This window comes from Salibaculum sp. (assembly GCF_035270045.1).
GTDB lineage: Bacteria > Pseudomonadota > Alphaproteobacteria > Rhodobacterales > Rhodobacteraceae > Salibaculum.
The window spans coordinates 1-21,914 of sequence record NZ_DATFIP010000078.1 but is presented as its reverse complement, the minus strand read 5'-3'; the positions used below and the strand labels follow the sequence as shown (position 1 = coordinate 21,914).

The following is a 21,914-nucleotide window of genomic DNA, read 5'->3' as shown; positions in this document are numbered from 1 at the left end:
ATCAGCCCTCGCGCGACGGCATCAGGAAATGGCCGGTGGCCTGTGCGAACATGCGGTCGCGGTTGTCCTGCCAGGCCTCGACCTGGACGCTGGCGTAACGCCGCCCCGACCGCACGACGCGGGCGCGGGCATAGGCATCGCGCGGCAGGCCCGAGCGCAAGTAGTCCACGGTCAGGTCAATGGTCTTGGGCAGGCGCGGCGAGCGGTCCTCCAGCTGGATGTCGGCGCCGCCCTGCTCGATCTCGTCCCAGCGGGTCGACCAGGACAGCTCCACGATGGCCGTGGTTTCCAGGAAGGCCGCCGTCACACCCCCATGCAGGGCGGGCAGCATGGGATTGCCGATCAGGTCATCGCGATAGGGCAGCACGGCCGTCAGCTCGTCACCGCGCCGATCGAATCGGATGCCAAGGAAGCCGATGTAGGGCACCGCCGCGACCAATGCCTCGAGGGCGGCATCGCGACGCTGCTTGACCACCTGCACGGGGTCGGGGCGTTTCATGGGCCGGCCCTCTCGATGGCAAAGGCCCCGGCGGCACTGGCCACGGGGCGGTCTTCATCCTCGTCCAGGGCCACGGCCCGCATGAAGGCGACCGAGCGGGTGACATGATAGCATTCGGCGCGCGCGGTGATCGCCTGCCCCGGCGTGGCCGGGCGCATGTAGTCGATGCGCAGGTCCAGCGTCGCGGTCGAGATCGGCGCAACCGGGTGGATCATCACCGCCGCCCCGCCGCAGGTGTCCAGCAGCGCCGAAACGGCCCCGCCGTGAATCACCCCGGTTTCCGGGTCGCCGACCAGCCTGTCGTCGTATGGCATGGTCAGCACGGCCTTGCCGGCGCCGATCTCGCCCAGTTGCATCCCCATCGCCCGGGCATGAGGGATCGCCTCGATGAATTGCCGCGCCAGTTTCGCGCGCCGCGCTTCGTTCGTATCCTCATCCATTATCTGTCCTTTCCGTGGCCCCAAGGGTCGCCCGTCACGCCGGCGGGGGCAAGCCCGCCTCCGCGAGATTGCCCCGACGCCGGCAGAGGTCTAGGTTGCGGGCCACGGAGGATTCCATGACCGATACCCGGCTCGGCTTCAAGGCCATGTGCGACCGCTTCGAGGTGACGCCGCGGACCCTGCGCTACTACGAGTATATCGAGTTGCTGGCCCCCGAGCGCGAAGGCCGGTCGCGGTTCTACGGCCCGCGCGACATTGCCCGCATGACCCTGATCCTGCGTGGCCGACGCTGGGGGTTCAGCCTCGAGGAAATCCGCCAGTGGCTGCTGATCTACGAACATCAAGGGACCGAGGCACAGATGCGCACCTTCGTGGAACTGGCCGACAGGCAACTGGCCGAGCTCGCCCGCCAGCGCGACCAGCTTGACGAGATGATGAATGAACTGCAGGCCCTGCGCGACGAGACCGCCGGGTCGCTGGACTAGCCGGCCACCCCGTCAGGAAATTGCGCCTGACCCGGCGTCACTTTTGCTGACCTTTCGTCATGCTCTGAGTGACGCGGCGTTACGTTTACGTTCACGTCATCTTTCCTTGTAGGACTCGGGTCAACTCCTCAAATCGCGGTCAAGACGACCCAAGACGAGGACGCCCGATATGACGACGGACCGAACCATGACCATCCGAGAGATGTGCGAGGCCTTCGACGTGACGCCGAGAACCCTGCGGTTCTACGAGGCCAAGGAACTGCTGCGCCCGCGGCGCGAAGGGCAAAAGCGGCTGTTCACCAAGCGCGATCGCGCGCGGCTCAAGCTGATCCTTCGCGGCAAGCGCTTCGGCTTCAGCCTGGAGGAAATCCGCCAGTTGCTGGATCTCTACCACATGGATGACAGCCAGGAGACCCAGCTGCGCAAGACCTATGCGCTGGCCGAAACGCACCTGGCCGAGATGGAAGCCCAGCGCGACGAGTTGAACGAGGCCATCGCGGAATTGAAGGGCCAGATGGCCTGGGGCGCCAAACGCCTGAAGGAATTGGCGCCCGACCGGGCCGCCGGCTAACAGCAAGACCCAAGGGAGAGAGACCAGACATGCCGATCTACACCGCCCCCACGAAGGACATGCAATTCCTGCTGCACAACGTCCTGGCAGTCAGCGAACAGGACATTCCCGGCTTCGAGGAGCTGGATCGCGACTTCACCGGCGCCGTGCTGGAAGAGGCCGGCAAGGTCGCCGCCGAGGTGCTGCTGCCCCTGAACACCGTTGGTGACCGCCAGGGCTGCACGCTGGACAACGGCGTGGTGCGCACACCCGAGGGCTTCAAGGAGGCCTTCGAGGTCATGAAGCAGGGCGGTTGGACGGCCATGGACTGCGATCCCGACTACGGCGGGCAGGGTCTGCCCTACGTCATGCACACCGCCGCGCAGGAGGCTTTCGTCTCGTCCAACATGGCGTTCAACATGTACCAGGGCCTGACCCACGGCGCCTACAACGCGATCCACGCCCACGGGTCGGAGGATCAGAAGCGGACCTACCTGCCCAAGCTGGTCAGCTGCGAGTGGGGCGGCACCATGAACCTGACCGAGCCGCAGTGCGGCACCGACCTCGGGCTGATCCGCACCAAGGCCGAACCGCAGGACGACGGCACCTACAGGATCTCGGGGCAGAAGATCTGGATATCCTCGGGCGAGCACGACATGGCCGACAACATCATCCACCTGGTGCTGGCAAAGATCCCCGGCGGCCCCGAGGGGGTCAAAGGCATCTCGCTGTTCATCGTGCCCAAGTTTCTGGTGAACGCGGACGGCAGCCTGGGCGAACGCAATGCCCTGTCCTGCGGCGGGCTGGAAGAAAAGATGGGCATCCACGGCAATGCCACCTGCGTGATGAACTATGACGGCGCGACCGGCTACCTCGTGGGCGAGGAACACAAGGGGATGCGGGCGATGTTCACCATGATGAACGAGGCGCGACTGGGCGTCGGCCTGCAGGGCTATGCCCAGGCCGAGATTGCCTACCAGAACGCGCTGGGTTTTGCCCGCGACCGTCTGCAGGGCCGCGACGTGGCGGGAACCAAGAACCCCGACGGGCCCGCCGACCCGATCATCGTGCACCCGGACGTGCGCCGGAACCTGATGGACCAGAAGGCCTTCGTCGAGGGCGCGCGCGCCTTCACCTACTGGGGCGCCACCATGATCGACGCCAGCAACCGCAAGGGGGACGAGGAGGCCGAGCAGATGATCTCGCTGCTGACCCCGGTCATCAAGGGCTTCCTGACCGACAAGGGCTTCGAGACCTGCGTTCTGGCCCAGCAGACGCTGGGCGGCTCTGGCTTCACCCGCGAATGGGGGCTCGAACAGTTCGTCCGCGATGCCCGTATCACCATGATCTACGAAGGCACCAACGGAATCCAGGCCCTGGACCTCGTGGGGCGCAAGCTGGCCCAGAACGGCGGCAAGGCCATCATGGCCTTCTTCGACATGGTCAAGGATTTCATCAAGGAGAACGAAACCGACACGGCGCTCAAGGACGACTTCCTCGACCCGCTCAAGGCGGCCTCCAAGGACCTGCAGGCGGCGGGGATGTATTTCATGCAGACCGGCACGAAGAACCCCAACGACGCGCTCGCCGGCTCTTACGACTTCATGCACATGATGGGACATGTCTGCCTCGGGCTGATGTGGGCGCGTCAGGCCAAGGCTGCCATGGCCGCGCTGGAGGCCGGCGACGGCGACAAGGACTTCTACCAGACCAAGATCGCCACCGGGCGCTACTACATGGCCCGCCAACTGCCGGCGACGGCCACGCACCTGGCCCGGATCAACAGCGGCGCTGACACCGTCATGGCGCTTGAGGCGGCGCAGTTCTGATGGAACGGTGGGGCGGGGACCGCGCGCGTGGCCCTCGCCCCTGACCACCAGCCGGAGGAAACCATGCCCAAACGCTTTCGCCTGACCCGCCGCTTTCCCGTCTCGATGACCGAGGACGGCTATCGCAGGCTGCGCCGGTTCGCCACCGAGGCCGGCCTGGACGAAGGCGAAGCGCTGTCCTTCCTGTTCGAGAATTTCGACAGCGTGATCGACAGCGAACGTTTCGGCCACCGTCTGCGCCTGTTCAATGCCGAGCTGGAGGCCCGCAAGAAATGACCCGCGCCGTCGCGGCATCCCGCATCGGCCGGCCAGCCCGAATACCGAGGGACTGCCCCGGCGGCAGGCCCCCTGTGACATGATGATCCGGGCGTCGCCCGGAGCCACGAAGGAGGAACCATGACCGACGCCTATATCTATGACGCGGCACGCACCCCGCGCGGCAAGGGCCGCAAGGACGGTGCCCTGCACGAGGTGACGAGCCTGCGCCTGTCCGCGCAGGTGCTCGACGCGCTCAAGGAGCGCAACAACCTGGAAGGGCACGCCGTCGAGGACGTGATCTGGGGCAATGCCACGCAGGTCGGCGAACAGGGCGGCTGCCTTGCGCGGACGGCTGTGCTGGGATCGCGGCTCGACCAGTCCATCCCGGGCCTGTCGATCAACCGCTTCTGTGCAAGTGGCATGGAGGCCGTGAACCTGGCCGCCAACCAGGTACGTGCCGGCGCGGGCGAAGGCTATATCGCCGGTGGCGTGGAAATGATGGGCCGCGTTGCGATGGGCAGCGACGGCGCCGCCGTTGCGGTGGACCCCACCGTGGCCATGGACAGCTATTTCGTCCCACAGGGGATTGCCGCCGACATCATCGCCACCGAGTATGGCTTTTCCCGCGACGACGCCGACGCGCTCGCCGTGGAAAGCCAGAAGCGCGCCAAGGCGGCCTGGGACGCGGGGCGTTTCGACAAGTCGATCATCCCCGTCACGGACCAGAACGGCCTGCCGATCCTCGACCGCGACGAGCACATGCGCCCGGGCACCGACATGCAGTCACTCGGCGCGCTCAGGCCGTCGTTCAAGGAACAGGGCGAGGTCATGCCGGGCTTCGACCAAGTGGCCTTGATGAAATACCCGCACCTTGAAGGGATCAATCACATCCATCACGCGGGCAACAGTTCCGGCATCGTGGACGGTGCGGCCGGCGTGCTGATCGGCTCGAAGGAATTCGGCGAGAAATGGGGCCTGACCCCCCGCGCCCGCATCAAGGCCAGCGCCAAGATCGGCACCGACCCCACAATCATGCTGACCGGCCCTGTGCCCGTGACCAGCAAGATCCTGACCGAGACCGGCATGACCCCGGCAGATTTCGACCTTTTCGAGGTGAACGAGGCCTTCTCGGCCGTGGTGCTGCGCTTCATGCAGGCCTTCGGCGTGGACCACGACAAGGTCAACGTGAACGGAGGGGCCATTGCGCTGGGGCACCCCCTGGGCGCCACCGGGGCAATCATCATCGGCACCCTGCTGGACGAGCTTGAGCGGCGCGACCTCGAAACAGGTCTGGCCACGCTCTGCGTCGCGTCCGGAATGGGTGCGGCCACAATCATCGAACGCGTGTAAGGGGGCAGACATGACCGATTTTACCATGACAACCGACGCCGAGGGCGTCGCCATCATCACCTGGGACATGCCGGGCCGGTCCATGAACGTCATGACCCGCGACTCCATGCAGGAGTTGAACGGCCTGATCGACGCGGCACTGGCCGACGAGGCCGTCAAGGGCATCGTCATCAACAGCGCCAAGCGCGATTTCGCCGGCGGCATGGACCTGAACACGCTGGCCTCGATCCGCGACGAAGCCGGGGATGACCCCGCAAAGGCGCTGTTCGATTTCACGATGGCCGGCCACCACATGCTGCGCAAGATCGAGCGCGCGGGCATGGACGAACGCAACAAGGGCGGCAAGCCCATCGCCGCAGCCCTGCCCGGCACTGCGCTGGGGATCGGGCTGGAACTGCCCCTGGCCTGCCACCGCATCTTTGCCGCCGACAACCCGAAGGCCAAGATCGGCCTGCCGGAAATCATGGTCGGCATCTTCCCCGGTGCTGGCGGCACCACGCGGTTGGTGCGCAAGATGGGCGCCATGGCAGCCAGCCCGCTGCTGCTGGAAGGCAAGCTCAACGACCCGAAAAAGGCCAAGGCGGCCGGTGTCATCGACGAGGTCGTGGATGACCCCGTGACAGCCGCGAAGGAATGGGTCCTTTCAGAGCCCAATATCGTCAAGCCCTGGGATGAAAAGGGATACAAGATGCCGGGCGGCGCGCCCTACCATCCGGCGGGCTTCATGACCTTCGTGGGCGCCAGTGCCATGGTCAACGGCCGCACCAAGGGTGTCTATCCCGCGGCCAAGGCGCTTCTGAGCGCGGTCTACGAAGGCGCCATGGTGCCTTTCGACACCGCGCTCAAGATCGAGGCGCGCTGGTTCACCCACGTGCTGATGAACCCCTCGTCGGCCAACATGATCCGCAGCCTCTTCATCAACAAGGAAGCGCTGGAAAAGGGTGCCAACCGCCCCGACGTGCAAGACCAGACGGTCAAGAAGGTCGGCGTGCTGGGCGCAGGCATGATGGGGGCCGGTATCACGCTGGTCTCGGCCATGGCCGGGATGGAAGTGGTGCTGGTCGACCAGTCGGCCGAGGCCGCCGAAAAGGGCAAGGCCCATACCGCCGACTACATGGACAAAGGGATCAAACGCGGCAAGGCAACCGAGGAAAAGAAGGCCGCGACGCTGGACCTGATCACCGCCACGGATGACTATGCCGCGCTGGAAGGATGCGACCTGATCATCGAGGCGGTGTTCGAGGACATGGGCGTCAAGGCCGAGGTGACGAATAAGGTGCTCGATGCCGTGGGCGCGGACTGCATATTCGCCTCCAACACCTCCACGCTGCCGATCACGCAACTGGCCAAGGCCTCCGACAGTCCCGGCCAGTTCATCGGTATCCACTTCTTCAGCCCCGTGGAAAAGATGGCGCTGGTGGAAATCATCAAGGGCAAGGAAACGGGCGACCGCGCGGTGGCCAAGGCACTCGATTACGTGCGCCAGATCCGCAAGACGCCGATCGTCGTGAACGATGAACGCTTCTTCTACGCGAACCGCTGCATCATCCCCTATATCAACGAGGGGATCCGCATGGTGAAAGAGGGCGTCACCCCGGCCCTGATCGAGAATGCCGCCAAGCTGGTGGGCATGCCGCTGGGCCCGCTGCAACTGACCGACGAGACCTCGATCGACCTTGGCGTGAAGATCGCCAAGGCCACCAAGGCCGCCATGGGCGATGCCTATCCCAATGAAGAGGTGGACGAGGTCCTGTTCTGGATGGCCGACGAAGGCCGCCTGGGCCGCAAGGCCAACGCCGGGTTCTACGCCTATGACGACAAGGGCAAGCGGCAAGGCCTCTGGGACGGTCTGACCGAACGATACGAGCAGGCCGAGACGCAGCCCGACCTGACCGAGGTGCAGCACCGGCTGTTGTTCGCACAGGTGCTGGAAGCGGTGCGCGCGCTCCAAGAGGGTGTGCTGGAGGACGTCCGCGAAGGCGACGTGGGCGCCATCCTCGGCTGGGGCTTCGCACCGTGGTCGGGTGGGCCGTTCGGCTGGCTCGACATGCTCGGCACGCCATATGCCGCCGAACGCTGTGACCAGCTGGCGGCGGCCCACGGCGACCGCTTCGCCTGCCCGGCCCTGTTGCGCGAGATGGCCGAGAATGGTCAGAGCTTCTATGGCCGCTTCGGCACCGGACAGGACAGCAAGGCGGCCTGAGCCAGGTCACGAAAAGGGGCCGCGCCAGTCGGTGCGGCCCCGGCCTGCGCCGGGGCCGGTTGCCGCACCCGCACAAGGCCCGCAGAAGGAAAGACCCCGCACAGCCATGCGGAGCCTCTCCCCCGGGAGACCCGGTCAGCGGCGGGTGAAGGCGCCTTGGTATCCCGCGCCGCGTGCGGTGGACAAGGCGTGCCGAAGCCCGCTGTCGGATGTGAAGGGTCCAGCCAGAACCATGCGGTATTCCGTGCCATCGCGGGTGTAGACGCCTATGCGCATGGGCAGACCCCGGTCACGCAAGCCACGGGCCACGTCCTGCGCGGCCGCGCGGCTGGTCAATGTAGTCACCTGCACGTAGCGGTGCCCCGAGAGCGCGTCACCCCCGGACGGCTGCGGCGCGGGCGCCGGGTTGGCTTCGGGCGCGGCGGACCGCGTGGCGTAACGGACGCGGCTCGGCACTCCTCGATCGGGGTTCAAACGCCCGTCGTTCCAAGCGGTCTCGTACCCCTCGGGCGGGTCGGGGGTGATATCCTGACGCGCGCCCACCGGGTTGGAAAAGGGCGCGGGGGCGCCAAGCAGCCACCCGGTATCGGCGCGTGTGACCTGGGGTTGCCCGGCGCCGGTGCTGCCCGGTGCGCTGTCCAAGGGGTTGGAATATGCTGCGGGGCCGGTCCGGCTGCCCGTGGCCCGCGGCCCCCGGGCAGTCGATCCAGGCGCCCGGTCAAGCGGGTTGGCATAGGGCGCCGCCGGCACCGACAGCGCGATCCGCAGCCCGCGCGGCTGCGGCCTGGGGTCCGTGGTCGCGCCGGGCATCGTGCAAGAGACGGGCCGCCCCGTGCGCGCGTTCACGAAACGCCGATCGCTGCGGGCCTGTTCGACGCAAAGCTCGGCCATGGTCATCCGGCGCGGGCCCGCGCGACGCGGCGGCACATCAGGCCTGTTGCCCAAGGTCCCCGTATCGGCAGTGGCCAAGGACCGGGGGGCCGGGCCGCAATCAACCGGATCGCCCGTCCGCGCCGAGACGAGGGTCGGCTGAAGCCCGCTGCGCCCGGCACAGGCCTGCGCCCGGGTCAGGGTCGGGCGGGCCTGCCGAGGGGCAGACGCCGGCGGCGGCCTCAAGGCCACCGTGGCCCGGGCCGCCGGGCCGCAATCGACGGGCTCCCCCGTGCGGGCCGAAATCATGTTGGACTGGACTCCGCTGCGCCCGGCGCAGGCCTCGGCGCGACTGATGCGGCGCCGAGTCTCGGGACGTTCATCCTCGGGCGCGGGTTGGCGCAGCACGCGCGGCGTCGGGTCCGGGGCCGGTTCGGCCGGCGGGCGCGTCTGCGGCGTGGCGGTGGCGGTCCGGGTCCGTTCGGGCGCGGGGGAAGGTTGCGGCGCAGGCGCCGGGGCCACCATGGCGGCCAGTGTGGGCGCGAACCCGCATAGCTGCTTGCGCTCGCGGTTCACGCGCGGCACCCAGTTCGTCGCTCCGCCAAGCCCGGCACGCACGTAGACGCAGCCACGGCTATCCACGAATTGCGTGCCACTGAATGCCTGCGGCGGCTGTTCGGACGGCGGCGATGGATTTCGCAGGTTCTGCGCTCCGACGGGGCCGCCCATCATGCCGGTCAAGACCAGAACGGTTGCGATCAGGCCTGCTCTGCCCATGGTTCCCCCACTATATTTTGTGGAAGAATGCGGGAGAATACCAATTTTGTAAAGGGATTGTTCCCCTATCTGGTGCCGAACATGCGATCACCCGCATCCCCTAGCCCCGGAACAATATATCCACGGTCATCCAGCCGATCATCCACTGCTGCTGTGACGATCGGCACGTCGGGGTGGGCCTCTTTCATCCGGGCGATGCCCTCGGGCGCGGCCAACAGGCACAGGAAACGAATGTCCTTTGCCCCTGCCTTTTTCAACAGGTCCACCGCCGCGACCGAGGAATTCCCGGTGGCCAGCATCGGGTCCACGGCGATCACCGCGCGATCTTCAAGAGCGTCGGGCAGCTTGCAGTAATACTGCACCGGTTGCAGCGTCTCCTCGTCGCGGTAAAGGCCGACAAAGCCAACCCGGGCCGACGGGATCAGCTCAAGCACCCCGTCGAGCAGCCCGTTGCCCGCCCGCAGGATGCTGACCAGCGCCAGCTTCTTGCCCTTCAGCACCGGGGCATCCGTGGATTGCAGGGGGGTCTCGATCCGCTCGGTCGTCAATGGCAGGTCGCGGGTGATCTCGTAGGCCAGCAGATGCGAGATTTCGCGCAAGAGCTGCCGGAACTGGTTCGAGGGGGTGCTGTCCCGGCGCATCAGCGTCAGCTTGTGCTGCACCAGCGGGTGTTCCACATGGGTCAAGTGCGGCAGGTGGGTCATGCGGCCTCCAGTTTGCGGGCCACGGCCGCGCGGGTTTCGGCGTCGCAGAACGCGGCATCCAGTGCAGTCATGTTCAACGCGCGAAACTCTTCTTCGCCCCAGCCGAATGTCTCTGCCAGCATCTCGTACTCGTGGGTCATGGTCGTGTGGAAGAAGGGCGGATCGTCGGTCGAAACCGTCACCTTGACGCCGGCGTCGCGCAGCCGGGCAATGGGATGATCGGGCCAGTCGCCCGTGGCGCCCAGAAAAACGTTCGAGCCGGGGCAAACCTCGAGCACCACGCCCTGTTCGGCCAGGGTCCGCACAAGCGCCGCGTCCTTGATCGCGTTCACCCCGTGGCCGATCCGTGCCGGCGTCAGATCGCGCAGGGTGTCGGCCACCATGTCCGGCCCGCCCCATTCACCCGCATGACAGGTCAGCGGCATCCCCGCCTCGCGGGCGCAGTCGAAGGCCCAGGCGAAATCGCCGGGCCGGCCCGTCATCTCGGCGCCCGCCATGCCGAAGCCGCGCAGGAACCGGCCCTGCGTTTCCACCGCGCAACGGGCCGCGGGACGGGCCTTGTAGGGACCGAAATGGCGAATGCAGGTGACGATGCCGCGCAGGGTGATGCCGAAACGCGTCTCGGCCTCCTCGGCGGCCTCCTCGATCGCGGCGAGGTAGTCGCGCCAGGCTTCCAGGTCGCCGCCCCCGCAGAAATCGGGACTCAGGAACGCCTCGGAATAGACAACGCCCTGGGCCGCGCTTTCCTCCAGCACGGCCAAAGTCAGGCGGTGGAAATCCTCGGGCGTTTGCAGGGCGGTGCAAGCGGCCTCGTAGACCTGCAGGAAATGGTCGAAGTCGCGGTAGGCATAGCCGCCGTCGGCAGTGAATATCGCGCTCAGGTCGAGGTTCTTTTCGCGCGCCAGCCCGCGGATAAAGGCTGGCGGCGCCGCGCCTTCGAGGTGCAGGTGCAGTTCCACCTTGGGGGTGTCGCGATACGTCATGCCCTGCCCTTTTCCAGCCCGAGGTGAGCCGCAACCAGCGCCGCCACGTCGGTGAATGTCATTTGCCCCAGCGCACGCGCGCCCAGCCCATGGGCCAGCACCGGCACTCGTTCGCGGGTGTGATCGGTCCCCACCCAGGTGGGGTCGTTGCCATGATCGGCGGTGACCAGCAACAGGTCTCCGTCGCGCAGCCGCCCCAGCAGCTTGCCCAGCTGCGCGTCGAACCATTCCAGGTGCCGCGCATAGCCCGAAACATCGCGCCGATGGCCGTAAAGGCTGTCGAATTCCACCAGGTTGGCAAAGACCAGCGCCCCCTCGGCGGCCTCGGCGGCAAGGTCCGACAGGTGGCCCATCAGGGCGCGGTCATCACCCTTGCGCACCTCGTCTATGCCCTGCATCGAGAAGATGTCGCCGATCTTGCCCACGGCATGCACCTTGCGACCGGCGGCCTGTGCCCAGTCGCACAGGGTCGGCTCTGGCGGGGCGATGGCGAAATCCCGACGATTGGCCGTGCGGGTGAAATTGCCCGCCTCGCCCACGAAGGGCCGCGCGATGACCCGGCCCACCTTCATGGCGTGCAGTGTCGGCGCCAGGCTGCTGCACAGGGTCAGAAGCCGGTCCAGGCCGAAGAGGTCCTCGTGCGCGGCAATCTGGAACACGCTATCGGCCGAGGTATAGCAGATGGGCCAGCCGGTGCGGATATGCTCTTCACCCAGATCGGCGATGATCCGCGTGCCCGAGGCATGGCAATTGCCCAATATCCCGTCGGTCCCGGCAAATTCCATGACCTTTCCGACAACTTCGGGCGGAAAGCTGTGGGTCGGCTTGTCGAAGTAGTGCCAATCCCAGGGCACGGGCACCCCGGCCAGTTCCCAGTGCCCCGAGGGGGTATCCTTGCCCGGGCTGACCTCGGTCGCCGCGCCCCAGGCCCCGGTCGGGTCGGTCATCAGGGCGGGGGCGGTCACGCCGCTGGCCAGTTCCAGCGCATGTCCCAGCCCCAGCCGCGACAGGGTCGGAAGCTGCAGCGCGCCGGCGCGCCCCTCCTCGGCATGTCCCCCCCGGCAGGCGCCGGCAATATGGCCCAGCGTGTTGGCGCCGCTGTCAGGCACGCCATCGTTGTAGAAATCACCGGCATCGGGTGCGCCGCCGATGCCGACGCTGTCGATGACGATCAGAAAAGCGCGCGTCACGGGTCCATCCTTTCCAGGATCAGGTCGGCGGGAGCGGGGGCCTCGCCGAGGGTGATGGCAGCGCGAACCGACCGCGCGGCGGCATGGGCCTGCGCCTCGTCGGCGGCATGGATCACGGCCAGCGGGTCACCGGCCGCGACCTTGGCGCCAAGCGGCGCGACCTCGGTCAGGCCCACGGCGGGGTCCACCCGGTCCGTTTCGACCTGCCGGCCACCGCCCAAGGCGACGACTGCCAGACCCAGCGCCTCGCCGTCGATCACCGCGACGTGCCCGGCACGCGGGGCCGTGACCTCGCCCACGACGGGAGCCTTCGGCAGATGCGTACGCCAGTCGGAGTCCATGTCTGGCGGACCACCAAGGCTGTGTGTCATCGCGGAGAAAAGCTCCATTGCATGGCCGCTGGCAATGGCGGTTTCCACGCGGGCCGTCGCTGCGGCCTCGTCCTCGCCCGTCAGGGCCAGCACCCGCGCGCACAGCGCGATGGTCAAGTCGTGCAGGCGCGGCGCCGCGGCACGGTTGCCCGCCAGAACCTCCATGCAGACAGCGACCTCGACCGCGTTGCCCAGCGCCGGGGCGAGCGGCTGCGACATGTTCGTCAGCAGCGCCGCCGTCGGGGTCCCGGCGTCATTGGCCGTGTCGCAAAGCGCAGCGGCCAGCGCGCGGGCCTCTTCGGCGGTCTTCATGAAGGCGCCGGACCCGCACTTGACGTCCAGCACCAGGCCATCCAATCCCGCCGCCAGTTTCTTTGAGAGAATCGAGGCGGTAATAAGGTCAACGCTTTCCACCGTCGCGGTCACGTCACGGATCGCGTAAAGGCGGCGGTCGGCGGGAGCGATGTTGCCGGTGGCGCTGACGATGGCGCAGCCGACATCGCCGGTGATCTCCCGAAACCGCGCCTCTTCCACCCTGGTCGACAGGCCTGGGATCGCTTCCAGCTTGTCCAGCGTGCCGCCGGTATGCCCCAGCCCCCGGCCAGAGACCATGGGCACGAAGACACCGCAGGCCGCCAGCGCGGGCGCCAGCACCAGAGAAACGCAATCACCCACGCCGCCCGTCGAATGCTTGTCCATCGCCGGACCGGGCAGGTCCCAGTCCAGAACGTCACCGCTGTCACGCATGCCGAGGCTCAGGGCCACGCGGCCTTCCTCGCCCAATCCGTTCAGACAGGCGGCCATGGCAAAGGCCCCGGCCTGCGCGTCCGAGACGGCCCCGTCGGCCAGCCCCCTTGCGAACCAGGCCAGTTCTTCCCGTCCCGGGCTGCGGCCCTGCCGCAGCTTGGCGATGATGGCACGGGCGTTCATGCGCTCAGGTCCGACTCATCTGATGGGCATCAAACCTGCCGGGCAGCATCTCGCCGATGGTGGTCTGGACCGTCACACCGTCCGTCGTGGCCAGTGTCACCGGCACATCCGCCGCACCGAATTCGGCCAGTTTCTGGCGACAGCCGCCACAGGGCGAGACCGGCACCGGGCTGTCGGCGATAACTGCGACCTCGGTGATCGCGGTGTCCCCGGCGGCGACCATGGCGGCGATGGCCCCTGCCTCGGCACAGGTGCCTTCGGGATAGGCCACGTTTTCGACGTTCACGCCGCTATAGACCGCCCCGCTGGCCGCGCGAATGGCCGCGCCGACCTTGAAGTTGGAATAAGGCACATAGGCGTTCGCGCGCACGGCGCGGGCATCATCGACAAGCGGCATTGAGCAACCCTCCGGCCCCCAGATTGTGACGAGGGCTTCGGGGATGCAAGCCTCGGCGTGGGGTCAGGCGGCGGTGATCCGGTCCGCGCTGTCCCAGGTGCCGGCGTTCGACAGGATCAACTCCGGGTCGGTGTAAGCCTGTCGCAGCAATTTCTCGTAAAGGGCGGCTTCGGCGTCTCGATCCAGCGGCCTGTCCGATCCGCTGACGATCATCAGCGCCGCGTCGAGCGCGGCCACGGTGCCGGACCCCTCATCGAACTGCGCCTTCTTGCGCCAGACCAGGCTGGCGGGCAGCAGGTCTGCGCAGGCTTTGCGCAGAATCCACTTTTCCGTGGTCTCGCCGGTGCTTTCCACCGCCGCGGGGTCGGTGCGGCGCAGTTTGAGCGTGGCCGGAATGGACTGGGCGAAGTCGATCAGGTCCCTGTCGAGGAAAGGCGTGCGGGCCTCAAGGCTCTCGGCCATGGTCACGCGGTCCACCCGTTGCAGGTTGATGTTGTGCATGGCGTTGAGGCTGCGGGTCAGCTCCTGCGACAGTTCTTGCGGGTGATCAACGTAGTCGTGGTGGTAGCTGTATCCCGCGAAAAGCTCGTCCGCGCCCTCGCCCGTCAGCACGGCCTTGACGTGCTGCACCGCCAGCCGGGTGGCGAAATGCGTGGGCACGGCCGACCGGACAAGATCCACGTCCGCGCTTTCGAGGTGGTAAATGACATGCGGCAGAACCGCAGCCAGGTCCTGCGCGGTGAAGGCGTATTCGCGATGGTCCGAGCCGATATGTGCCGCCACCTCGCGCGCCGCCAGCAGGTCGGGGCTGCCCTCGGTGCCCACTGCGAAGGTCTTGAGCGGCATCTTGCGTTGCCGCGCGGCCAGGGCGGCGATGATCGAACTGTCCAGCCCGCCCGACAGGAAACTGCCCACCTCGACATCGGCAACCATCCATTTCGATACGGCCTCCTCCAGCACCAGGCGCAGCTCGCGCGCGGTCGCCTCGACATCCAGCCCCTCTTCGGGTTCGGCGGCGCCGTGGGGCGTACGATACCAGCGGCGCATCCCGTCGATGCTGTCGAACAGGCAGCCCGGTTCGATGGCCTCGACGCTGTCCAGCGCCAGCCCGTCGAAGGCCTTGAGTTCGGACGCGAAGGCCATGCCGTCGCCGATACGCGCCAGATAAAGCGGCTTGATCCCCAGCGGGTCGCGCGCGGCAATGATGCGGGTCTTCGTGGCCAGCACGAAGGCGAACATGCCGTCCAGCCGCGCGATCCAGCGCAAATCGCCGTCACGGAACAGGTGCAGGATCGCCTCGCTGTCGCTTTCTGTCTCGAAGGCTGATTCGCCCAGGATCGCGCGCAGGTCGGCATGATTGTAGATCTCGCCGTTGGCCACCAGCAAATCGCGGTCCTGGTAGATCGGCTGCTTGCCGTCCTCGGGGCCGATGATCGACAGGCGGCAATGCGCCATCACCACCGGGGCGCCCTGGCCACGGATGACCTCGACCGCGTCGGGGCCGCGATGAGAAATCTTCTCGATCATCGAGGCGGCAAGCGCCTCGTCACCGATGTTGTAAAGACAGACAAAGCCGCACATGGCTGAATATAGACCTTTCGGTATCCGGTTTTTCGCGTTCTGGCTGCCCGCGACACTGCCCGCGCGCCCCGCATTAGGCCATGCCGGGGCGCTGGGGATTGGATATGCGGGAAACCGATCGTCGCCCGACCATAGGGGCCAGTGGGCGAATATCAAACATAAAACGACGGTTTATGTCTTGTTTGCGACATGCCTTACCTGATGTTCGGCGCCCTTCCTCGCATTCGGATTTGCAAGACAGAGCCTCTTCATGATTGATGGCAATGTCGGGGCATTGGCGGCTTCCATCACCGCCGGAAATATTGTTTAACATTAAACAAAATATCGCACCGACCAGGGACGAGAGGACGGGGCACGCCATGGCCGACAAGACAGAGACTTCGCTGCGCGACGCGGCGCTCGCCTATCACCGGGACCCCAAGCCCGGAAAGCTGGAGATCCGCGCCACCAAGCCGCTGGCCAACGGCCGCGACCTGGCCCGCGCATATTCCCCCGGGGTGGCCGAGGCCAGCCTCGAGATCAAGGCAGACCCGGCAACCGCCCGCGACTACACCGCACGCGGCAATCTGGTGGGCGTGGTCTCGAACGGGTCGGCAGTGCTGGGGCTGGGCAATATCGGCGCGCTCGCCGCAAAGCCGGTGATGGAAGGCAAGGCGGTCCTGTTCAAGAAGTTCGCGGGGATCGATTGTTTCGACATCGAACTCGACGAACCCGATCCCGAGCGACTGGCCGAGATCGTCTGCGCGATGGAACCGACCTTCGGCGCCATCAACCTAGAGGACATCAAGGCGCCTGACTGTTTCATCGTCGAACAGATCTGCCGCGAACGGATGAACATCCCCGTCTTTCACGACGACCAGCACGGCACCGCCATCGTGGTGGGGGCCGCGGCCACCAACGCGCTGCGCGTCGCGGACAAGTCCTTCGAGGACATCAAGGTTGTCAGCACAGGCGGCGGGGCCGCGGGTATCGCCTGTCTCAACATGCTGCTGAAACTGGGGCTGCGACGCGAAAACGTCTGGCTTTGCGACATCGAGGGGCTTGTCCACGAGGGCCGCGAGGTGGACACGACCCCACAAAAAGCTGCCTTTGCGCAGGGCACCGAACCGGCAACGCTGGACCAGGTGATCGAGGGCGCCGACCTGTTCCTCGGACTGTCCGGACCCGGCGTGCTGACCCCCGGGATGGTGCGCAAGATGGCCGAACGGCCGATCATCTTCGCCCTGGCCAACCCGACGCCGGAAATCCTGCCCGAGGCCGCGCGCGCGGTCGCGCCCGATGCCATCATCGCCACGGGCCGCAGCGATTTTCCCAACCAGGTCAACAACGTCCTGTGTTTTCCTTTCATCTTCCGCGGCGCGCTGGACGCGGGCGCGACCGAGATCAACGACCGGATGCAGATCGCCTGCATCGAAGGGATCGCGGATCTGGCGCGCCAGACCACCAGCGCCGAGGCGGCGCGCATCTACAAGGGCGAACAACTGACCTTCGGGGCCGATTACCTTATCCCGAAACCCTTCGATCCGCGGCTCTCCGCGGTGGTTTCCAGTGCCGTGGCCAAGGCGGCGCAGGAAACCGGCGTTGCCACCCGGCCCATCGCCGACATCGAGGCCTACAAGCAGAAGCTGAACGAGAGTGTCTTCAAATCCGCGCTGCTGATGCGTCCTGTCTTCATTGCCGCGAGCCAGGCCGCGCGCCGCATCGTCTTTGCCGAGGGCGAGGACGAGCGCGTGCTGCGCGCTTCGCAGGCGATCCTCGAAGAGACCCCGGAACGGCCCATCCTGATCGGCCGCCCCGAGGTGATCGAAGCCCGCTGCGAACGCGCCGGGCTGGTCGTGCGCCCGGGCCGCGACTTCGAGATCGTGAACCCGGAAAACGACCCCCGCTACCGCGACTACTGGGGCACCTATCACCAGATCATGGCGCGGCGCGGCGTCACGCCCGACCTGGCCCGCGCCATCATGCGCACGAACAACACCGCCATCGGGGCCGTCATGGTCCAGCGCGACGAGGCCGACAGCCTGATCTGCGGCACCTTCGGCGAGTTCCGGTGGCATCTGAATTACATCACCCAGGTGCTGGGCCACGGCAGCTATCGCCCGCATGGCTCGCTTTCCATGATGATCCTTGAGGACGGCCCACTGTTCCTGGCCGATACGCACGTCTGGTCCCTGCCAACGCCGGACAACCTGGCCGAGGTTGCCATCGGCGCCGCCCGCCATGCCCGCCGCTTCGGCGTGGAACCAAGGATCGCCTTCTGCTCGCAATCGCAATTCGGCAACCAGGCCGAGGGCTCTGGCAAACGCCTGCGCGAGGCCATCAACCTGCTTGACGCGATGGAGACGGATTTCCAGTACGAGGGCGAGATGAACGTCGATGCCGGGCTCGACCCCGAACTGCGCGAGCGCCTGCTGCCCGGCGGGCGGCTGGACGGCGCGGCCAACGTGCTGATCTTCGGCCATGCCGACGCTGCCTCGGGGGTGCGCAACATCCTCAAGATGAAGGGCGGTGGACTGGAAGTCGGCCCGATCCTGATGGGCATGGGCAACCGCGCCCACGTGGTGACGCCGGGCATCACCGCGCGCGGGCTGCTGAACATGGCCGCCATCGCCGGTACCCCGGTGCAGCACTACGGGTGATTCCCCGCCCCGCGGCTTTGCAGATTTGCACGCCGGGACGGAGATTTGCCCGCATCGGCCCGGATATGCGCACTTTGCAAATATGCGGATGTGTTAGATGTCCATTCTGCAAATATTTCGGGTCCGATTGCCTCGGACAAGCACCAACAGGCTTGCCGCACGGCCACCCCCTGCCCTATCCCCTTTGCAACGCATGAGGAGGAGGCACACGATGGGATACCGCGAGGTCTATGAGGCCTGGAAGGCCGACCCGGAAGGATTCTGGATGGAGGCGGCCCAGGCCATCGACTGGGACGAGGCCCCGAAAAAGGCACTCTTCGACCGGGGTGACAACCTTTACGAGTGGTTCGCCGACGCGAGGGTGAACACCTGCTGGAACGCGGTGGACCGCCACGTGGAACAGGGCCGGGGCGAGCAGACCGCGATCATCCACGACAGCCCGGTCACCCACACCAAGCGCGAAATCTCTTATGTGGAACTGCGCAACCGCGTCGCCAATCTCGCCGGGGCCCTGCGCGCCAAGGGCGTGCGCAAGGGCGACCGGGTCATCATCTACATGCCCATGATCCCCGAGGCGCTGGAGGCCATGCTGGCCTGCGCGCGGCTGGGCGCGATCCACTCGGTCGTCTTCGGCGGTTTCGCCGCGCACGAACTGGCCGTGCGCATCGACGACGCCAAGCCAAAGGCCATCATCGCCGCCTCCTGCGGGATCGAGCCGGGCCGCGTCGTGCACTACAAGCCCCTGTTGGACGGCGCCATAGAACAGGCCGACCACAAGCCCGACTTCTGCGTGATCTTCCAGCGCGAACAGGAGGTCGCGCACCTCGAAGAGGGTCGTGATTTCAACTGGCACGGCTTCCAGTTCGGGGTGGAACCTGCCGAATGCGTCCCCGTGGAGGGCAGCCACCCGGCCTACATTCTGTATACGTCTGGCACCACGGGCCAACCCAAGGGCGTCGTGCGCCCGACCGCCGGGCACCTGGTGGCGCTGAACTGGACCATGAAGAACATCTACAACGTCGACCCGGGCGAGGTCTTCTGGGCCGCCTCGGATGTCGGCTGGGTCGTGGGCCATTCCTACATCTGCTACGCGCCGCTGATCGCCGGCAACACGACCATCGTGTTCGAAGGCAAGCCCGTGGGCACACCCGACGCAGGCACCTTCTGGCGGGTCATCGAGGAACACAACGTGAAGAGTTTCTTCACCGCACCCACGGCTTTTCGGGCGGTCAAGCGCGAAGATCCCAAGGGCGAATTTGTCAAGAAATACAACCTTTCGAGCCTGCGCGCGATCTACCTGGCCGGGGAACGCGCCGACCCCGACACCATCGAATGGACCCAGGCGATGACCGGCAAACCGGTCTATGACCATTGGTGGCAGACCGAGACCGGCTGGACAATCGCGGGCAATCCCGTCGGCGTCGAGCCTCTGCCGGTCAAGCTGGGCAGCCCCACGGTGCCCATGCCGGGGTATGACATCCACATTCTGGGCGAGGATGGCACCCCCCTGCCCAATGGCGAGCTGGGCGCCATCGCGGTCAAACTGCCTCTGCCGCCGGGCACCCTGCCCACGCTGTGGAACGCCGCGGACCGGTTCCGCAAATCCTACCTGTCGACCTTCCCGGGCTACTACGAGACCGGTGATGCGGGCATGATCGACGAGGACGGTTATGTCTGGATCATGGCGCGCACGGATGATGTCATCAACGTGGCCGGCCACCGCCTGTCCACCGGCGGCATGGAGGAAGTGCTGTCCAGCCACCCTGACGTGGCAGAATGCGCGGTGATCGGTGTCAGCGATGATTTGAAAGGCCAGTTGCCGATGGGGTTCCTGTGCCTCTCCAAGGGGGTGGAGCGCCCGCACGCCGATATCGTACAGGAATGCGTCGCCCTGGTGCGCGAGCGCATCGGCCCCGTCGCGGCCTTCAAGCTGGCGGTGGTGGTCGACCGTCTGCCCAAGACCCGCTCGGGCAAGATCCTGCGCGCCATCATGGTCTCGATCGCCGATGGCAAGGACTACAAGATGCCCGCCACGATCGACGACCCCGCCATCCTGGACGAGATCACCACGGCGCTGGGAACCATCGGATACCCCAAGGGGTGACAGGGCCGGGCGACGTGTTATCCTGCCCCGCATGAAGGGGTTGGTCGTCTTGATGCTTGTTGCGCTCGCCGGGTCCCCGGGACAGGCGGATATGCTGATCGACGATTTCACCGATGACCCTGCCCCGCGCTGGTCGTTCTTCACCGACCGGGTCATGGGCGGCCGGTCAGACGGGCAGGCCGTGATCGGCGGAACCCCGCCACATCTGCACTTGACCGGCACCGTGAGCACGGCCAACAACGGTGGCTTCATCCAGGCACGCCAGCAGCTGGACGGTCTTCCCGCGACGGTCACGCGGCTGACACTCACCGTGCGCGGCGATGGCCAGACCTACTATGTCCACCTGCGCAGCAGCTCGACACGCCTGCCCTGGCAATTCTACCAGGCCAGTTTCACAGCGCCGCCCGACTGGTCCGACGTCGTCATCGCGCTTGAGGATTTTCGCCCGTCGGGGGGCAGGCTCGCACCGCTGGATCCGGCCGATATCCGCGCTGTCGCGCTCGTTGCCTATGGCCGTGAGCATGAGGCCGACCTGCGCGTGTCCAGGATCGGCGCGGACTGAGACCGGGACGGCGGGCGGGGCGATCTTGCCGGGGTCCGCCCGGCAAGGAGCGGCGCCCGGCGGCCTCAGGCGAACTGTTCGCGGATCAGCCGTTCCTCCAGCCCGTGGCCCGGGTCGAAAAGCAGCCGGTGCCTCACGTCTTCGGCCGAGTGAATTCGTACCTCGGCCACGTCGGGCACCGATTTGCCGTCGGCATCGGCCATGACCGGCCGCCGTTCGGGGTCGACAACCTCGAAGCTGACCCGCGCATTCTTGGGCAGCAGCGCGCCGCGCCAGCGCCGCGGCCGGAAGGCCGCCACCGCCGTCAGCGCCAGCACGTCCGATCCGATGGGCAGGATCGGCCCGTGGGCCGAGTAGTTGTAGGCGGTGGACCCGGCAGGCGTGGCCACCAGTGCCCCGTCGCAAACCAGTTCGGGCATGCGCATCTTGCCGTCCACGTGGATGCGCAGTTTGGCCGCCTGCGGCCCCGCGCGCAGCAGCGACACCTCGTTGATCGCCAGCGCGTCATGGGTTGTAGCGTCGGTGCAGACAGCCTGCATCCGCAACGGGTTTATCACCTCTTCTTCTGCCGCCGCCAGCCGCCCGGGCAGGCCGGTTTCGGCGTATTCGTTCATCAAGAAGCCCACGGTGCCCCGGTTCATGCCGTAGACCGGCGTGTCCAGGTGCTGGGTGCGGTGCAGGGTGTGCAGCATGAAGCCGTCGCCGCCAAGGGCCACAATGACGTCGGCCTCGGGCTCGTCCACCGCACCGTAGCGACGTGCCAGCGCCGCGGCGGCCTGACGGGCGATGGGCGCATCGCTGGCAACGAAGGCGAGCTTGGGGGCCATGGGTCCGTCCCTTGTCTGTCCGTTCCCTTGTCCGACGCGCCGAAGGGAAAGGCAATCCCCCAGCGGATACCGCTATTCGGACGCCAAAGCATCGTCCTGCGTCGCTTTGGGCCTTTCCTGCCACGGATTTGCCCCATATCAAACCCGGCAACACCTGTCGGCCGGGAACGGGCCGGCGTCCGTCAAGGAGGATCATCATGACCCATTCGACCAACCCCGACCCTTTCTTCACCGATCCGCTTTCTTCGCGTGATCCTGAGATTTGGGGTGCGATCGAGCAGGAGCTCGGGCGTCAGCGTCACGAGATTGAGCTGATCGCCTCGGAGAACATCGTTTCGGCGGCGGTTCTGCAGGCGCAGGGGTCC

At 66.7% G+C, this 21,914-nt stretch carries 19 protein-coding genes and 1 pseudogene; 10 read left to right on the top strand and 10 right to left on the bottom strand.

Annotated features, from left to right (window positions below; all coding sequences use genetic code 11):
* Window position 1: 1 nt before the first annotated feature.
* Window positions 2-499 (bottom strand): PaaI family thioesterase, encoded by a 498-nt coding sequence (locus VJ897_RS13585; RefSeq protein ID WP_324056236.1) that lies wholly within the window; start codon window positions 497-499, stop codon window positions 2-4.
* Entirely contained in the window at window positions 496-939 is a 444-nt protein-coding gene (locus tag VJ897_RS13580) for a PaaI family thioesterase (protein WP_324056235.1), read from the bottom strand. Before VJ897_RS13580 ends, VJ897_RS13585 begins: the two co-directional genes overlap by 4 nt.
* Window positions 940-1,055: 116 nt before the next feature.
* Here VJ897_RS13580 and VJ897_RS13575 point away from each other — a divergent pair, with 116 nt between their 5' ends.
* The 6 genes from VJ897_RS13575 (at window position 1,056) to VJ897_RS13550 (ending at window position 7,614) form a co-directional block, all read left to right on the top strand.
* A complete protein-coding gene (locus tag VJ897_RS13575) occupies window positions 1,056-1,424 on the top strand; it encodes a MerR family transcriptional regulator (RefSeq protein ID WP_324056234.1) in 369 nt (122 codons plus the stop codon).
* Window positions 1,425-1,593: 169 nt separating this feature from the next.
* Complete coding sequence (locus tag VJ897_RS13570) at window positions 1,594-1,995, top strand: MerR family transcriptional regulator (RefSeq protein WP_324056233.1); 402 nt, start codon at window positions 1,594-1,596, stop codon at window positions 1,993-1,995.
* 29 nt (window positions 1,996-2,024) lie between these two features.
* Window positions 2,025-3,803 (top strand): acyl-CoA dehydrogenase C-terminal domain-containing protein, encoded by a 1,779-nt coding sequence (locus tag VJ897_RS13565; RefSeq protein WP_324056232.1) that lies wholly within the window; start codon window positions 2,025-2,027, stop codon window positions 3,801-3,803.
* Between the two features lie 63 nt (window positions 3,804-3,866).
* A complete protein-coding gene (locus VJ897_RS13560; protein ID WP_324056231.1) occupies window positions 3,867-4,079 on the top strand; it encodes a hypothetical protein in 213 nt (70 codons plus the stop codon).
* A 120-nt stretch (window positions 4,080-4,199) separates the two neighbouring features.
* Window positions 4,200-5,411 (top strand): acetyl-CoA C-acetyltransferase, encoded by a 1,212-nt coding sequence (locus VJ897_RS13555; RefSeq protein WP_324056230.1) that lies wholly within the window; start codon window positions 4,200-4,202, stop codon window positions 5,409-5,411.
* 10 nt (window positions 5,412-5,421) lie between these two features.
* Window positions 5,422-7,614: a 3-hydroxyacyl-CoA dehydrogenase NAD-binding domain-containing protein gene (locus VJ897_RS13550; protein ID WP_324056229.1), complete on the top strand. Its 2,193-nt coding sequence runs from the start codon at window positions 5,422-5,424 to the stop codon at window positions 7,612-7,614.
* 135 nt (window positions 7,615-7,749) lie between these two features.
* On the opposite strand, the gene VJ897_RS13545 is transcribed toward VJ897_RS13550, so the two are convergent.
* From VJ897_RS13545 to asnB, 7 genes are all read right to left on the bottom strand, one after another.
* Window positions 7,750-9,261 (bottom strand): SPOR domain-containing protein, encoded by a 1,512-nt coding sequence (locus VJ897_RS13545; RefSeq protein ID WP_324056228.1) that lies wholly within the window; start codon window positions 9,259-9,261, stop codon window positions 7,750-7,752.
* Between the two features lie 65 nt (window positions 9,262-9,326).
* Entirely contained in the window at window positions 9,327-9,965 is a 639-nt protein-coding gene (gene upp, locus VJ897_RS13540) for a uracil phosphoribosyltransferase (RefSeq protein ID WP_324056227.1), read from the bottom strand.
* The gene (locus VJ897_RS13535; RefSeq protein ID WP_324056226.1) at window positions 9,962-10,948 is read right to left on the bottom strand and encodes an adenosine deaminase; all 987 of its coding nucleotides are present in this window, start codon (window positions 10,946-10,948) and stop codon (window positions 9,962-9,964) included. Before VJ897_RS13535 ends, upp begins: the two co-directional genes overlap by 4 nt.
* Complete coding sequence (locus VJ897_RS13530; RefSeq protein ID WP_324056225.1) at window positions 10,945-12,138, bottom strand: phosphopentomutase; 1,194 nt, start codon at window positions 12,136-12,138, stop codon at window positions 10,945-10,947. The genes VJ897_RS13535 and VJ897_RS13530 overlap by 4 nt, the downstream gene beginning before the upstream one ends.
* The gene (locus VJ897_RS13525) at window positions 12,135-13,439 is read right to left on the bottom strand and encodes a thymidine phosphorylase (protein ID WP_324056224.1); all 1,305 of its coding nucleotides are present in this window, start codon (window positions 13,437-13,439) and stop codon (window positions 12,135-12,137) included. Before VJ897_RS13525 ends, VJ897_RS13530 begins: the two co-directional genes overlap by 4 nt.
* A 4-nt stretch (window positions 13,440-13,443) precedes the next feature.
* Window positions 13,444-13,836, bottom strand: coding sequence for a cytidine deaminase (locus VJ897_RS13520; protein ID WP_324056223.1), 393 nt, complete (start codon window positions 13,834-13,836; stop codon window positions 13,444-13,446).
* 63 nt (window positions 13,837-13,899) lie between these two features.
* On the bottom strand, window positions 13,900-15,417 hold the full coding sequence (gene asnB, locus VJ897_RS13515; protein ID WP_324056222.1) for an asparagine synthase (glutamine-hydrolyzing): 1,518 nt from the start codon (window positions 15,415-15,417) through the stop codon (window positions 13,900-13,902).
* 359 nt (window positions 15,418-15,776) lie between these two features.
* Between asnB and VJ897_RS13510 the strand changes: the two genes are divergently transcribed.
* The 3 genes from VJ897_RS13510 to VJ897_RS13500 all read left to right on the top strand — a co-directional run bounded on the left by VJ897_RS13510 (window position 15,777) and on the right by VJ897_RS13500 (window position 20,722).
* Window positions 15,777-18,056: an NADP-dependent malic enzyme gene (locus VJ897_RS13510; RefSeq protein ID WP_324056221.1), complete on the top strand. Its 2,280-nt coding sequence runs from the start codon at window positions 15,777-15,779 to the stop codon at window positions 18,054-18,056.
* A gap of 211 nt (window positions 18,057-18,267) precedes the next feature.
* Window positions 18,268-20,160, top strand: coding sequence for a propionate-CoA ligase PrpE (gene prpE, locus VJ897_RS13505; protein WP_324056220.1), 1,893 nt, complete (start codon window positions 18,268-18,270; stop codon window positions 20,158-20,160).
* 52 nt (window positions 20,161-20,212) lie between these two features.
* On the top strand, window positions 20,213-20,722 hold the full coding sequence (locus tag VJ897_RS13500; RefSeq protein WP_324056219.1) for a CIA30 family protein: 510 nt from the start codon (window positions 20,213-20,215) through the stop codon (window positions 20,720-20,722).
* Between the two features lie 65 nt (window positions 20,723-20,787).
* Here VJ897_RS13500 and VJ897_RS13495 read toward each other — a convergent pair whose 3' ends face one another.
* Window positions 20,788-21,549, bottom strand: coding sequence for an NAD kinase (locus tag VJ897_RS13495; RefSeq protein WP_324056218.1), 762 nt, complete (start codon window positions 21,547-21,549; stop codon window positions 20,788-20,790).
* A 197-nt stretch (window positions 21,550-21,746) separates the two neighbouring features.
* Between VJ897_RS13495 and glyA the strand changes: the two are divergent.
* Window positions 21,747-21,914 (top strand): annotated as a pseudogene (gene glyA / locus VJ897_RS13490) (serine hydroxymethyltransferase); the annotation flags it as partial.

Bases quoted from the DNA above. Each gene is read 5' to 3' on its own strand.
- VJ897_RS13585 (WP_324056236.1), bottom strand. From the start codon at position 499: ATGAAACGCCCCGACCCCGTGCAGGTGGTCAAGCAGCGTCGCGATGCC.
- VJ897_RS13580 (WP_324056235.1), bottom strand. From the start codon at position 939: ATGGATGAGGATACGAACGAAGCGCGGCGCGCGAAACTGGCGCGGCAA.
- VJ897_RS13575 (WP_324056234.1), top strand. From the start codon at position 1,056: ATGACCGATACCCGGCTCGGCTTCAAGGCCATGTGCGACCGCTTCGAG.
- VJ897_RS13570 (WP_324056233.1), top strand. From the start codon at position 1,594: ATGACGACGGACCGAACCATGACCATCCGAGAGATGTGCGAGGCCTTC.
- VJ897_RS13565 (WP_324056232.1), top strand. From the start codon at position 2,025: ATGCCGATCTACACCGCCCCCACGAAGGACATGCAATTCCTGCTGCAC.
- VJ897_RS13560 (WP_324056231.1), top strand. From the start codon at position 3,867: ATGCCCAAACGCTTTCGCCTGACCCGCCGCTTTCCCGTCTCGATGACC.
- VJ897_RS13555 (WP_324056230.1), top strand. From the start codon at position 4,200: ATGACCGACGCCTATATCTATGACGCGGCACGCACCCCGCGCGGCAAG.
- VJ897_RS13550 (WP_324056229.1), top strand. From the start codon at position 5,422: ATGACCGATTTTACCATGACAACCGACGCCGAGGGCGTCGCCATCATC.
- VJ897_RS13545 (WP_324056228.1), bottom strand. From the start codon at position 9,261: ATGGGCAGAGCAGGCCTGATCGCAACCGTTCTGGTCTTGACCGGCATG.
- upp (WP_324056227.1), bottom strand. From the start codon at position 9,965: ATGACCCACCTGCCGCACTTGACCCATGTGGAACACCCGCTGGTGCAG.
- VJ897_RS13535 (WP_324056226.1), bottom strand. From the start codon at position 10,948: ATGACGTATCGCGACACCCCCAAGGTGGAACTGCACCTGCACCTCGAA.
- VJ897_RS13525 (WP_324056224.1), bottom strand. From the start codon at position 13,439: ATGAACGCCCGTGCCATCATCGCCAAGCTGCGGCAGGGCCGCAGCCCG.
- VJ897_RS13520 (WP_324056223.1), bottom strand. From the start codon at position 13,836: ATGCCGCTTGTCGATGATGCCCGCGCCGTGCGCGCGAACGCCTATGTG.
- asnB (WP_324056222.1), bottom strand. From the start codon at position 15,417: ATGTGCGGCTTTGTCTGTCTTTACAACATCGGTGACGAGGCGCTTGCC.
- VJ897_RS13510 (WP_324056221.1), top strand. From the start codon at position 15,777: ATGGCCGACAAGACAGAGACTTCGCTGCGCGACGCGGCGCTCGCCTAT.
- prpE (WP_324056220.1), top strand. From the start codon at position 18,268: ATGGGATACCGCGAGGTCTATGAGGCCTGGAAGGCCGACCCGGAAGGA.
- VJ897_RS13500 (WP_324056219.1), top strand. From the start codon at position 20,213: ATGCTTGTTGCGCTCGCCGGGTCCCCGGGACAGGCGGATATGCTGATC.
- VJ897_RS13495 (WP_324056218.1), bottom strand. From the start codon at position 21,549: ATGGCCCCCAAGCTCGCCTTCGTTGCCAGCGATGCGCCCATCGCCCGT.